This window comes from Pseudomonas sp. S3(2024), assembly GCF_036861315.1.
Taxonomy (GTDB): domain Bacteria; phylum Pseudomonadota; class Gammaproteobacteria; order Pseudomonadales; family Pseudomonadaceae; genus Aquipseudomonas; species Aquipseudomonas putida_A.
Genome location: NZ_JAZAQQ010000018.1, coordinates 51,909 through 63,821 on the forward strand (window position 1 = coordinate 51,909; position 11,913 = coordinate 63,821).

Here is an 11,913-nt window from a genome sequence, read left to right on the forward strand (position 1 = left end):
AGGCTCACTCCTACACAATTGATCGGCAAACTCGACCTCTGTAGGAGCTGCCGCAGGCTGCGATCTTTTGATCTTGATCTTAATAAGCAAAATCAAAAGATCGCAGCCTGCGGCAGCTCCTACAGGGGATTGGATCAGGCCAGCTCTAATTCACGTTCTTGCTTGACCGGCGCCACCTCAAACCGATCCGCCAGGAACGGTGTGATATCCAGCGGCAGCGCTTCCTGATTGACCAGTTTGTCCAGCAGCACGCCGGTGATCGCTGAGGTCAGAATACCGGTGCGGAAGTGTCCGCAGGCATTCAGGTAACCCTCCACCCCACGCATCGACCCGAGGATCGGCAGCTCATCCGGCGAGCCCGGACGCAATCCGGCCCAGGTGCGCTTTAGATTGACGTCCTTGAGTTCCGGCAGGCACCGCACCGCGCCCTGCACCAGTCCGGCGATTTCCGGGTAGGTGGTGGTGACGTCGAAGCCTTTGTCTTCGGTGGTGCTGCCGATCAGGATCTCGCCGTTGTCCTTCTGCGCCACATAGCAGTCGCTGGTGGTCAGGCAGCCGTTGAGGATCTTCGGCATGCGCTCGGTCAGCAGAATCTGGCCCTTGACCGGTTTCACCGGGATACGAATCCCCGTCGCCCACTCACTCAAGTCCGCCGCCCAGGCACCAGCGGCGTTGATCAGGGTCTTGCAGTGGAACACGCCCTCCTCGGCCGTCTGCACGCCAGTCACGCGGCTGCCGTGGTGCAACACACCGGTGACGTTGGTGTTGACGAAGATGTCGACGCCATTCTGCCGCGCGCCTTCCATGTAGGCATCGGCCAGACGGAACGGGCTGACCTGGTGATCGCAGAGAAACTCCAACGCGCCACGGGCCTCATGGCTGACGCTCGGTTCCGCTTCACGCAGCGCCGCCTGATCGAGCCAGCGCACCTGATCAGCGAGGTGCGGAATGCAACTGACGATGTGCTCGGCGTAGAGGCGGTCTTCGTCGTCATAGATGACGAACTTCAGCCCGGTCTTTTCGAACTTGAAATCCATCCCGTGCCTGTCCTTCAGCTCGCGATGCAGCGCCGGGTACAGCGCATTGGACTGCAAGGCGAAATCGAAGAAGGACTCCGGCAGGATGTGCGGCGTGCTGGCGTCCACCGCGACCGCCGCGCCCTGGGTTTCGCGCTTGCGGTTGGCCGACATCATGCGGAAGAAAATCACCCCGCAGCCCAGCCCCACCGACTCGCCGATGGCCCACAAGCCTCCGGCCGAAGCGCGGGTCGCGTTGCCCGGGCGCTTGGCGTCGATCACCGCCACCTTGAGGCCCTGGCGCTTGGACAATTGATAGGCGCAGGACGCCCCGATCACGCCGCCGCCGGCAATGATCACGTCATAGAACTTACTCATGGGATGCGGCCTCCGTGCCGACGGACTGGAACGCGGAAAAAGGGATCGGATCAATCGGGAAGCGCGGACGCAGCCAGCCGACGTCCTTGCGCCCGGTGGCCTGACGCAAGCGGTCGCTGCAGTAGCCGACACACATCCGTCCCTGACAATCGCCCATGCTGACGCGGGTGCGCATCTTCAGGCTGGCGATGTCCTGCACGCCTTGCTCCAGCGCCAGATCGATGTCAGCGCGGGTCGCATGTTCACAGCGACAGATCACCGTGTCGGCGGCCGGCAAAGCAGTCTGGCCGACACCGCGTTCGGTGTAACGGTCGACGGCTGCGCGAAAACGCACGATGGATTTGAGTTTGCCCAGGTAACGGTCGCGGCGAACCCGCGCCAGCTCTTCTTCGATCACCCCGCGTTGCAGGAGGATCGAGGTCGCGGCGATCTTGCCGGCAAGCATCGCCGCTTCACCGCCGCGAATCCCGCCCATGTCACCGGCCAGATGCACGTGCGGCTCGTTGCTTTGCTGCCAGTTGTTCGAATTGGCGCGCAGGTAACCGTCGTCGCTGAAACCGTGATCGAGGCCCATCTGCTGACTGAGCTGGGTGCGCGGAATGAAGCCGTAACCGACCGCCAGGGTCTGCGCTTCGAAGCGCTCGATGCGCGTCAGGTCTGGCTCCCAGCTGGCCGAGTAAGGTGCCACGGTGACGCTTTTCAGCTCGCCGTCGCCGTGGGCTTCGACCACGCCCCAGCCGTAGTTCATCGGGATGCCGTGCAGTTTCAGGTAAGCGAGCATGCTCAAACCGTCAAGGAACAGCTGCGGCTTGTTCAGCAACGCCAGGCTTTCGCGGGCGATCTTGCCGAAGGCGCAGGCTTCATACACGCCCGCGACCTTGACGCCGGACGCGTGCAGCTGCGTTGCCACCAATGGCAGCAACGGCCCGGTACCGGCGATGACCACCGGCCCCTGCGGCTTGACCACACCACTTTTGATTTGCAGTTGCAGACCGCCGAGCATGATCACCCCCGGCAGGGTCCAGCCGGGGAACGGCACGCTGCGTTCGTGGCAGCCGGCGGCCAGCAGCAATTGCGGATATTCGATCTCGTGCAGCTGCTCGTCGCCGTCGAGCACCACCAGCGCGCGGGTGCCTTCGGCGCCGACCACGCGATGATTGAGGCGCACGTCGATCAACCCGGACTGTTCCTGGAAATCACCGTGCAGTTTGCTCAGGGCTTCGGAATAGCGCGGCCCCAGATAATCCAGTTGCACGCCGTCGCGCAGTGGCCCGCGATAGACCACGCCACCAAGACGCGAGGCCTCTTCGAGCAAGGTGCAGCGCACCCCATGACGCGCCAGCTCGATGGCCGCCGCCATCCCCGCCGGACCACCGCCGACGATCACCGGTTGCAGGCTCATACGACCTCCTGCTCGTCGATGCGGTTGACCTGGGTTTCGATCTGCATGCCGTCGCGCACCACGGTCTGACAGGCACGGCGCTTGTGGCGGCCGTTGATCTTCACCAGGCAGCACTGGCACACACCCATGCCGCAGTAGGCGCCGCTGATCTGGCCATGGTCGTTGCGTGCGACCTGGCGCACGCCAAGGGACTGGATAACGCTCAGGACGGTTTCGCCAATGGCCGCCGTCACCGGTTGACCATTGATGTGGACGGTCATATCCGCCTGGGTCAGGGGCTGGATATCGAAAGTGCGTTCTAGGCAGTGCATTACGAAGTTCATCCGTGAAAAGGTTCAGGGGGAAGGTATTGCGTCAGCTCCTTGCTGCTCTACACCGTGCGGCCCGTTTAATTGTTCGATTACAGGCGGGCTCGCGGGTACTTCGTCAGCGCAGCAAAGTGCGCGTGAAGCACTGTAGTTCAAACCTCAGCGAAGGCCTGGAACATTTACGTTAGGGGAAGTTACAAACGCGAATATTGATCCAGGCCAGTGAAAGCGGTCGGATTGTTCAACGATTCGGTTGAAGAAGACGAATGGTGCACGCCAGAAAGCAAAAAGCCGCTTTCACCGTGAAGTGAAAGCGGCCGAGGCATGGGCCTCAATGGAGCATTGGAATCAGTGTACGAAAAGGGCGATCAGGATGATGATCGGGATTGGCACACCGAGGAAAAACAGTAATAGAGAGCGCATGGTGATTCTCCTTGTTAACGGACTGGAGGCAGAGTGGTCGTGGTGGCGTAGGTCTCGACTTCAACGTACTCGACCGCATCCCGGCGACGACCGCCGAAGGTGGCGGCGAGACTGGCGAAGAACGCACCGGCCAGCAACGCGATGAACATCCACAGCGAGGTCCAGGCAGCAACTTTCGCAGCGGTGTCGGCAGCCTGTTGGGCTTTGACTTTGGCGTCGGCGATGGCCTTCTGAGTGCGGGCATACACTTCATCGACACGCTTCTCGGCGTCGGCCTGACTCAGATTGGTTCGTTGTGCGACCAGTTGCGCGAGGTAGGTACGGTCTTCCGGACTGAGTTGGCCGTTGGCCAGGCTCTGGGCGAAGATCCGCGCTACGGCGCCATGGGCGGCATCATCACTGACCGATGCTGGACGGTCATCGCGGAACAGATTGTCGATGTAGTAACCGTACTGATTGCTGTCAGTGTTGGCCGCTGCGCTACCGGCAGCCTGAGTCGCGGCAGCCGCTGCGCCACCGGCGACACTGGCACCGGCCTGCACACCGCCACTGATCACACTGCTGACCGAGCCGACTACCAATACTGCGGTGACCAGCGTGGCCACACACCAGGCGAGGAAGCCATGGGCAGTATCACGAAAATACACTTCATCCCCGTGCATGTTGGCCCACTTCACCCGCAGGCGACCGGCGATGTAGCCACCCAGACCGGAGGCGATGATTTGCGTCGCCGCCAGCCAGACAATCGTCGAAATCCCCAGACCCTTGGCGCTGATGCCCTCCCCGGCCCAAGGTGAAACGGCAGAGAATCCCAAACCGAAGCCAAGCAGCACTAAAATCATCGACAGTGCTGCGGCCGCCGCTGCGCCCGCGAAAATCGCGCCCCAGGACACGCCTGACACGTTGCTCGACTCTCCTTCGAAGGCAGGATAAAACCCATCAGAGGATCTATTCATTGTTGTAGTGCTCCAGGCATGAAAAATGGTGTTACAACTCGTCACGAGATGAATTGCAGCGACCGTGCCAGTCGAGAGCACGAAATAAATCTTTCAATTTCAACGATTTAAAAAGACTGAACTTCTACATTCATTGCAATTTGCAACAATGGACGGAAAGCAGCGGGTTTTATGCATTGACGCCAACGCCGCAAAGCGCCCCGGATTGACGTTTGTGACAGGCTATACATGAAAGTTAATTTAAAGCGCGACGCAAAATACTTGGCAAAATGCAGCCATTCCGTTTGAACCGATCAAGGCCTGCCCTATGACGCGTATTTTGACCATCGAAGACGACGCCGTGACTGCCCGTGAAATCGTTGCCGAACTCAGCAGCCACGGCCTGCAAGTGGATTGGGTCGACAATGGCCGCGAAGGCCTCGACCGCGCCGTCAGCGGCAACTACGACCTGATCACCCTCGACCGCATGCTGCCGGAACTCGATGGCCTGGCGATCGTCACCACCCTGCGCACCATGGGCGTGGCCACGCCGATTCTGATGATCAGCGCGCTCTCCGATGTCGATGAGCGCGTGCGCGGCTTGCGCGCCGGTGGCGATGATTACCTGACCAAACCGTTCGCCACCGACGAGATGGCCGCACGCGTGGAAGTGCTGCTGCGCCGCCAGAACAGCGTTGCCACCCAGGCCACCACGTTGCAGGTCGCCGACCTCGAACTGGATTTGATCAGCCACGAAGCACGTCGCGCCGGGCAGGTCCTGACGCTGCTGCCCACCGAATACAAGCTGCTGGAATTTCTCATGCGCAACAGCGGGCAGATCCTGTCGCGGATGATGATTTTCGAAGAAGTCTGGGGCTATCACTTCGACCCGGGCACCAACCTGATCGACGTACACATCGGTCGTCTGCGCAAGAAGATCGACGCGGCGGGCAATGTTCCGCTGATTCGCACGGTACGGGGCTCGGGTTATGTCATTGCCGAACCCGTCTGACGGCTGGCGCTCCTCCAGCAGTCGACTGCTGGCGCTGTACAGTTCGCTGTTCGTGGCCTGGAGCGCGATCCTCATGGGGGTCATGTATTTCGAGGTCTCCAGCTATCTCGATAACCTCGCCAAGCATTCGTTGATGCAACGTCAGCATCTGTTTTCGCACTTTCGCGGTGAACAACTGGAAGAAGCACTCGCCGCCAGCATGACCTTTGACATCCGCGGCATCGACGCCTATGGCCTGTTCGACGCCCAGGGCGTTTACCTCGGCGGTGCCTTGCAGCAACTGCCCGAAGGCCTGCCGCTGGATGGCAAGATCCACACCCTGGATGACTGCGCCGATTCCGATGACCCGACCCTGCCCGCCGACAGCTGCGACGCGGTGGCGACTCAGACCCGCGACGGTCGCTGGCTGGTGTTGTTGCGCGATAACGGTTCGTTGTTCGCGGTCACGCGGATCATTCTGCACGCGTTGTTCTGGGGGGTATCACTGACGATTCTGCCGGGGATTGCCGGTTGGCATTTGCTGCGCCGCCGACCAATGCGCCGCATCCGCGCGATTCAAGACAGCGCCCAGGCGATTGTCGCCGGCGACCTGACCCACCGTTTGCCGCTGTCCAACCGCCGCGACGAACTGGACATGCTCGCCGCCATCGTCAACGCCATGCTCGATCGCATCGAACGGCTGATGCATGAAGTCAAAGGTGTGTGCGACAACATCGCCCACGATTTGCGCACGCCGCTGACGCGTTTGCGCGCGCAGTTGTATCGCATGCAACAGCAGGCTGGTGAGGGTTCGCAGGAAGCGGCGCAACTGGATCTGGTGCTGGCCGAGGCCGATACGCTGATGGCGCGGTTCCGTGGGTTGCTGCGGATTTCCGAGCTGGAAGACCGTCAGCGGCGCTCAGGTTTTGTCGAGCTCGATCCGGTGCAATTGCTCGAAGAACTGCATGAGTTTTACCTGCCGCTGGCCGAGGAAGGCGAGCTGCTGTTCGTGCTGAACATGCCGGAAACCCTGCCGCCGCTCAATGGCGACCGAGCGTTGCTGTTCGAGGCGCTGGCGAATCTGTTGAGCAATTCGATCAAGTTCACCCCGGCGGCCGGCACGGTAATTTTGCGTGGTGTGAATGATGCCGGGCACACGCGGATCGAAGTTCACGATTCAGGGCCGGGGATTCCCGAGGCCGAGCGTGAGGCGGTGTTTCAGCGTTTCTATCGTGCCGAGGGCGGGCAACCGCAGAGTGGCTTTGGCCTGGGTCTATCGATTGTCGCGGCGATTGTCAGCCTGCATGGCTTCAATCTTGAGGTGGGCAGCAGTGAGCTGGGCGGTGCGCAGTTGGTGCTGGATTGTCGACAGAGTTTGATCTCGCAGTCCTGAGAATCACCGTGCTGCATTGTAGGAGTGAGCCTGCTCGCGATATCGGTGGGTCAGCCAACATAATTGTTGAATGATCGACCGCTATCGCGAGCAGGCTCACTCCTACAAGGGTTTTTGTGGTGTTCAATCAGGTCGGGTAATTGGCCCGCAGCGCCTCAAGGCCACCCTGATAGATGCCGGTGAACAGCGCCACCACTTCTTCCTCGCTCACGCCTTTGGCGTTGAAGCGTCCCGACCACGTTACCCGGGCGCCCTGCCCCTGAGCTTCAACCTTGATCGTCGCCAGATAGTCAGTCGCCGGGAACGGTGCCTGTTCGATCGAGTAGCTGTAGGTCCTGGCAGCGTTGTCGAACGCTTGCAGACGCTCGATCACCACCGCGCCGTCGGCGGTTTGCAGGGTGCGCACGCGTCCGCCATCGCTCAGTTCACTCTTGCGAATCAACGGCAGCCAATCCGGCAGCGTGTTGAAGCCGCCGATCAAGTGCCAGACCTGATCGGCCGAAGCCGGGATGTCGATGGTTGCTGATGCAGTTGCCATAAATAAACGTTTCTCCAGAGTCTTCGCGGTTCAGATCGCCATACTGTCGACTACACCGCCATCCACGCGCAAGGCCGCGCCAGTGGTGGCGGAGGAAAACGGCGAAGCGATGTACGTGACCAGATGCGCCACCTCGGCAACATCGGCCACCCGCTGGATGATCGACGTCGGCCGCGCTCTGCGCACAAACGCATCAGCCTCTTCACGCAGATTACGGCCGGACTCGGCCGCAGCATCCTTGAGCATGTGTTCCACGCCACCGGTAAAGGTCGGCCCCGGCAGGATCGCATTGACCGTCACACCGGTGCCCGCCAGACGCTTGGCCAGGCCATGGGACACCGCAAGGTTAGCGCTTTTGGTCACGCCGTAATTAAGCATGTCGGCCGGGGTCGCCACACCGGATTCCGAGGACAGGAAAATCACCCGTCCCCAGCCCTGCTCGACCATCGCCGGCACATAATGCCGCGACAGGCGCACGCCGGAAATCACGTTGACCTCGTAGAAGCGCGTCCACTCGCTGTCCGGGGTGTCGAAGAAATCCACGGCGTCGAAAATGCCGAGGTTGTTCACCAGAATGTCTGCGCGCGGTTCAGCGGCGAACAGTTTTTCCGCACCTTCGGCAGTGCCCAGGTCGGCCGTCAGACCGCGCAGTTGCGCACCCGGCACCTGCTGGCGAATGCTCGCCAGCGCTTGCTCGACCTTGGCCGTTTCACGCCCGATCACCACAACCGTGGCTCCGGCCTCGGCCAGTGACTGACTGATGCCCAGACCAATGCCACCCGTGCTGCCGCTGACGATGGCCAGTTTTCCACTCAAGTCGATTTTCATGGGTTCACCTCTTCGATGGGCAATACACGGACAAATAGAAGGAATGGATCAGCGTAGACGCGATGTTGGCCGGATGAAGGCGTTGCCGACCAAAGACTGGTCACGACCGATCCGACGCCTACGCGAGCAAGCCCGCTCCCACTCGGGATTGTCGGTCGATGTAGGCTCTCGGGCTGGCCCGGATCAAGGGTGGGAGTGGGCTTGCTCACGAAGGGGCCGGGACATCCGGCATCAATGGTGACTGACCCGGTACCTACGCGGGTTAAGCGGCGTCCTACACTGAAAGGATCAGCCGCTTTTCAAGAGATGACCATGAAAATGTCTGCGCAAATGACCGTGGTTGCGGTGCTCGCCACCCTCGCCTACCTGGGCCTTGCGGTGTGGGGCATTGGCGGGCCGGCGGTGTTCTTTTCGCATGGGGCGCTGGTGCTGGTGGCGCTGGCCACGGTGCTGATGGTGGTGGCGTCGCTGTTCACCGATGTAAACATGAGTTCGGGCGAGCGCGAGGACCGCGCCAATCGCTGGGTGATTCCGGCGTTCGGCGTGATCGGTCTGGTCAGCGGATTTCTCCCGGCGTACTGCGATCGCATAGACTTCTGGACCTTCGGCGCTGAAGGCGTGCGCTGGCTCGGCGCGCTGTTGTTTATCGTCGGTGGCACGCTGCGGCTGTGGCCGGTGTTTGTGCTGGGCCGTCGGTTCAGCGGCCTGGTGGCGATTCAGCCGGGGCATCGGCTGGTCACCGACGGCATTTACACACGCCTGCGCAATCCGAGCTATCTGGGGTTGGTGGTCAACGCCGTGGGCTGGGCGCTGGCGTTTCGTTCCAGTGTCGGGTTGATTCTGGCGGCGCTGACGCTGATTCCACTGATCGCACGTATTCACTCGGAAGAGGCGCTGCTGCGCGGGCAGTTTGGTGCTGAGTACGAGGCTTATTGCGCGCGCAGCTGGCGATTGTTGCCGGGGGTTTACTGACGCCATCACCAGCAGACTGAACCGGCTCCTGCAGTGTTGGATAGCGGGCAACATTTACGGCCCGACATTGATCGAATGTGGGAGCGGGCTTGCTCGCGAATGCGCTGAATCAGTCGACATCGCATGCAACTGAAAGACCGCATTCGCGAGCAAGCCCGCTGCCACAGGGGACTTTGTAGTGTCAGGCCTTTTGCAGGTGCAGTTGACCTTGGCTATCGACGACAACTCTCAGCGGCTCATAACTGTCGATAGTCGCGTGGCGGGTTTCGAGGGGATGCTGGTGCGTCGTGGTGATGATCATCAGCGCTGCACCTGCCGNTTGCAGGTGCAGTTGACCTTGGCTATCGACGACAACTCTCAGCGGCTCATAACTGTCGATAGTCGCGTGGCGGGTTTCGAGGGGATGCTGGTGCGTCGTGGTGATGATCATCAGCGCTGCACCTGCCGCTTCAGCAGCCTGAATACCGACAGTGGCATCTTCGAAAATCAGGCAATCGGCGGGATCAACCCCCAGACGTTGCGCGGCCAGACGATAACCCGCTGGATCAGGCTTGCCAGCCGTCACATCCTCCGCCGTGATCATCACCGCAGGTTCGCCAATCCCCGCCGCCGCCATCCGCCGCAACGCCAGATCCCGTGGCGCCGAAGTCACCATTGCCCAGCGCTCACTCGGCAAGGCTTCGAGAAACGCCGCGGCCCCAGGTATCTGCACAATCCCTTCGACATCATCGATTTCCGCCTGCGCGATGAATGCCGCTTGCGCCTCGGCGTCCACTCCCGGCAGGTTCAGCCGGCGGATGGTGTCGATGGCGCGGGCGCCATGGATGGTCGGCAGGAAACGCTCGACATCAACCCCGTGGCGCTCGGCCCACGCGGCCCAGACGCGCTCGGCAGCGGCGATAGAATTGAGGACGGTACCGTCCATGTCGAACAGGAACGCGCCGAACGCGCGGTCGAAGACGTTATCGTGAGCAGACAAAAGGTCGCATCCTTTGACAGAACTGGGCGGATTGGCCGGGCAATGTAGCATTTTTACCCGGCAGTTCGACCCGCCACCTCAGTGCAGACGTGGCGCCTTGGACTTGAAAGCGCTGTCGACACAGTCAAGCAACTGGCCGATCGCCCAGGGCTTTTTGATGAACGCCACCGGATGCTTGACCCCGGAAGTTTCCGGGGTTTCATAACCGGACATGACCATCACCGGCTTTTCCGGCCAGCGGTCGCCAACCAGATTGGCCAGCCCGGCGCCGTTGATTTCACCGGGCATGGTGATGTCGGTCAGCAGCAACGCGACATCCGACGCGTGCTTTTCCAGATACAGCTTGGCGGCATCCGCGCTGGTTTGCGGCTCGACCTTGAAACCTTCCTCCTGAAGAATTTCGCAGAGAAACTCCAGAATCAACGGGTCGTCCTCAACCACCAGAATCAACCCGCCAGGAAGGAGCGCGCTCGGTGTCGGTGTTGGACTCATGAACTGGCACTCCCTGAATTGCATTAACGACTTAGCGGCTCGAATCCGCTGCTTATCTGGTATGAGCAGCGCGCCCTGCATAAATTCATTTTTGATACAGGTCTTTTCTTAACAGTGGTCAATCGCCTTGGCTGACCGGCGTTCGCCAAGCGGTTTTTGTGGTTAAAATGCCGGCCCTTTTGCTTGCCGACCGTGACTGATGAACCCTGAAGCCCTCGCCACCCTCCGCGCCCATCTGCTGCCTGCACTGGCGGCCGCACCGAGCGAAACCCGTCGCCTGTTCCATGGGCGCGGGCGTTGCTGGCCGGGGCTGGAGCAAGTGACGGTGGACTGGCTGCAAGGCGTGGTGCTGGTCTCGCTGTTCAAGGAGCCGCTGCCGGAGCGACTCGAAGCGCTCAAGCAAATGCTGCTCGACATCAGCACCTCGGCGGAATGGCAAGAGTCCGGTGCCCACACCTTGTTGGTACAACATCGTTACCTGCCGCAGAGCACCGCCGAATGGTTGCTGGGGGATGAAATCGACGAGATGAGTATCGTCGAGGGCGGCTTGCACTATCGCGTCGATCTCGGTCGCAAGCAGAACGCCGGGCTGTTTCTCGACATGCGCTATGGGCGCAACTGGGTGCGTGAGCAGGCTGCGGGCAAACGCGTGCTGAACCTGTTCGCCTACACCTGCGGGTTTTCCGTGGCGGCCATCGAAGGCGGCGCCAGCCATGTGGTCAACCTCGACATGTCCCGCGCCGCACTGAGCCGCGGTCGTGACAATCACCGGCTGAACAGGCATGACCTGAGCAAGGTGAGTTTCCTCGGCCACGACCTGTTCAAGTCGTGGGGCAAGGTGATCAACAGCGGCCCGTACGACCTGGTGATCATCGACCCGCCATCGTTCCAGAAAGGCAGTTTTCTGCTGACCAAGGATTACCAGCGCGTATTGCGTCGTTTACCGGAATTGCTCACGGCAGACGGCACGGTGCTGGCGTGCATGAATGATCCGTCCTTTGGTTCGGACTTTCTGATCGATGGCGTGACGCAAGAGGCGCCGAGTCTGCGCTTCGAGCAGCGGCTGGAGAATCCGCCGGAGTTTCCGGATATTGATCCTGAGAGCGGTCTGAAGGCGCTCGTCTTCAAACGCCTCGACTGACCCGACATCCCGCGAACCCCGCTCATCCCTGTAGAAGTGAGCCTGCTCGCGAAGACTGACTCACCGGCAACCCATTTCTTCAGAAGGACAAAACCCGCCGCCCCGATCAACCGGGGC

The 11,913-nt window shown here is 61.1% G+C and carries 11 protein-coding genes and 1 pseudogene; 4 read left to right on the forward strand and 8 right to left on the reverse strand.

The features are described from left to right. Positions 1-134 precede the first annotated feature (134 nt). The 4 genes from hcnC to VLA07_RS26590 form a co-directional block, all read right to left on the reverse strand. On the reverse strand, positions 135-1,394 hold the full coding sequence (gene hcnC, locus VLA07_RS26575) for a cyanide-forming glycine dehydrogenase subunit HcnC (protein WP_333992539.1): 1,260 nt from the start codon (positions 1,392-1,394) through the stop codon (positions 135-137). After that, positions 1,387-2,796 carry a cyanide-forming glycine dehydrogenase subunit HcnB gene (gene hcnB, locus VLA07_RS26580; protein WP_098968199.1) on the reverse strand — a complete coding sequence of 470 codons (1,410 nt, stop codon included), beginning with the start codon at positions 2,794-2,796 and terminating at the stop codon, positions 1,387-1,389. Before hcnB ends, hcnC begins: the two co-directional genes overlap by 8 nt. Beyond that, positions 2,793-3,107 (reverse strand): cyanide-forming glycine dehydrogenase subunit HcnA, encoded by a 315-nt coding sequence (gene hcnA / locus VLA07_RS26585; RefSeq protein WP_333992542.1) that lies wholly within the window; start codon positions 3,105-3,107, stop codon positions 2,793-2,795. The genes hcnB and hcnA overlap by 4 nt, the downstream gene beginning before the upstream one ends. Positions 3,108-3,541: 434 nt before the next feature. Beyond that, positions 3,542-4,483, reverse strand: coding sequence for a hypothetical protein (locus VLA07_RS26590; protein ID WP_027613238.1), 942 nt, complete (start codon positions 4,481-4,483; stop codon positions 3,542-3,544). 307 nt (positions 4,484-4,790) lie between these two features. Between VLA07_RS26590 and VLA07_RS26595 the strand changes: the two genes are divergently transcribed. Both VLA07_RS26595 and VLA07_RS26600 read left to right on the forward strand, forming a co-directional pair. After that, a complete protein-coding gene (locus VLA07_RS26595) occupies positions 4,791-5,474 on the forward strand; it encodes a response regulator transcription factor (protein WP_027613239.1) in 684 nt (227 codons plus the stop codon). Next, complete coding sequence (locus VLA07_RS26600; RefSeq protein WP_333992544.1) at positions 5,452-6,846, forward strand: sensor histidine kinase; 1,395 nt, start codon at positions 5,452-5,454, stop codon at positions 6,844-6,846. Before VLA07_RS26595 ends, VLA07_RS26600 begins: the two co-directional genes overlap by 23 nt. A gap of 127 nt (positions 6,847-6,973) precedes the next feature. Here the strand turns inward: VLA07_RS26600 and VLA07_RS26605 are convergent, their stop codons facing one another. Both VLA07_RS26605 and VLA07_RS26610 read right to left on the reverse strand, forming a co-directional pair. Continuing rightward, the gene (locus VLA07_RS26605; RefSeq protein ID WP_333992546.1) at positions 6,974-7,384 is read right to left on the reverse strand and encodes an SRPBCC family protein; all 411 of its coding nucleotides are present in this window, start codon (positions 7,382-7,384) and stop codon (positions 6,974-6,976) included. Positions 7,385-7,414: 30 nt separating this feature from the next. Beyond that, complete coding sequence (locus VLA07_RS26610; RefSeq protein WP_027613242.1) at positions 7,415-8,212, reverse strand: SDR family NAD(P)-dependent oxidoreductase; 798 nt, start codon at positions 8,210-8,212, stop codon at positions 7,415-7,417. Between the two features lie 312 nt (positions 8,213-8,524). Between VLA07_RS26610 and VLA07_RS26615 the strand changes: the two genes are divergently transcribed. Continuing rightward, positions 8,525-9,184 (forward strand): methyltransferase family protein, encoded by a 660-nt coding sequence (locus VLA07_RS26615; RefSeq protein ID WP_096795888.1) that lies wholly within the window; start codon positions 8,525-8,527, stop codon positions 9,182-9,184. A gap of 319 nt (positions 9,185-9,503) precedes the next feature. Here VLA07_RS26615 and VLA07_RS26620 read toward each other — a convergent pair. Next, positions 9,504-10,163: pseudogene (locus tag VLA07_RS26620) on the reverse strand (HAD-IA family hydrolase); the annotation flags it as partial. A gap of 78 nt (positions 10,164-10,241) precedes the next feature. Next, entirely contained in the window at positions 10,242-10,655 is a 414-nt protein-coding gene (locus VLA07_RS26625; RefSeq protein ID WP_027613245.1) for a response regulator, read from the reverse strand. A 199-nt stretch (positions 10,656-10,854) separates the two neighbouring features. Between VLA07_RS26625 and VLA07_RS26630 the strand changes: the two genes are divergently transcribed. After that, positions 10,855-11,796 carry a class I SAM-dependent methyltransferase gene (locus tag VLA07_RS26630; RefSeq protein ID WP_330207953.1) on the forward strand — a complete coding sequence of 314 codons (942 nt, stop codon included), beginning with the start codon at positions 10,855-10,857 and terminating at the stop codon, positions 11,794-11,796. The last annotated feature ends 117 nt before the right edge of the window (positions 11,797-11,913 follow it).

Bases quoted from the DNA above. Each gene is read 5' to 3' on its own strand.
- hcnC (WP_333992539.1), bottom strand. From the start codon at position 1,394: ATGAGTAAGTTCTATGACGTGATCATTGCCGGCGGCGGCGTGATCGGG.
- hcnB (WP_098968199.1), bottom strand. From the start codon at position 2,796: ATGAGCCTGCAACCGGTGATCGTCGGCGGTGGTCCGGCGGGGATGGCG.
- hcnA (WP_333992542.1), bottom strand. From the start codon at position 3,107: ATGCACTGCCTAGAACGCACTTTCGATATCCAGCCCCTGACCCAGGCG.
- VLA07_RS26590 (WP_027613238.1), bottom strand. From the start codon at position 4,483: ATGAATAGATCCTCTGATGGGTTTTATCCTGCCTTCGAAGGAGAGTCG.
- VLA07_RS26595 (WP_027613239.1), top strand. From the start codon at position 4,791: ATGACGCGTATTTTGACCATCGAAGACGACGCCGTGACTGCCCGTGAA.
- VLA07_RS26600 (WP_333992544.1), top strand. From the start codon at position 5,452: ATGTCATTGCCGAACCCGTCTGACGGCTGGCGCTCCTCCAGCAGTCGA.
- VLA07_RS26605 (WP_333992546.1), bottom strand. From the start codon at position 7,384: ATGGCAACTGCATCAGCAACCATCGACATCCCGGCTTCGGCCGATCAG.
- VLA07_RS26610 (WP_027613242.1), bottom strand. From the start codon at position 8,212: ATGAAAATCGACTTGAGTGGAAAACTGGCCATCGTCAGCGGCAGCACG.
- VLA07_RS26615 (WP_096795888.1), top strand. From the start codon at position 8,525: ATGAAAATGTCTGCGCAAATGACCGTGGTTGCGGTGCTCGCCACCCTC.
- VLA07_RS26625 (WP_027613245.1), bottom strand. From the start codon at position 10,655: ATGAGTCCAACACCGACACCGAGCGCGCTCCTTCCTGGCGGGTTGATT.
- VLA07_RS26630 (WP_330207953.1), top strand. From the start codon at position 10,855: ATGAACCCTGAAGCCCTCGCCACCCTCCGCGCCCATCTGCTGCCTGCA.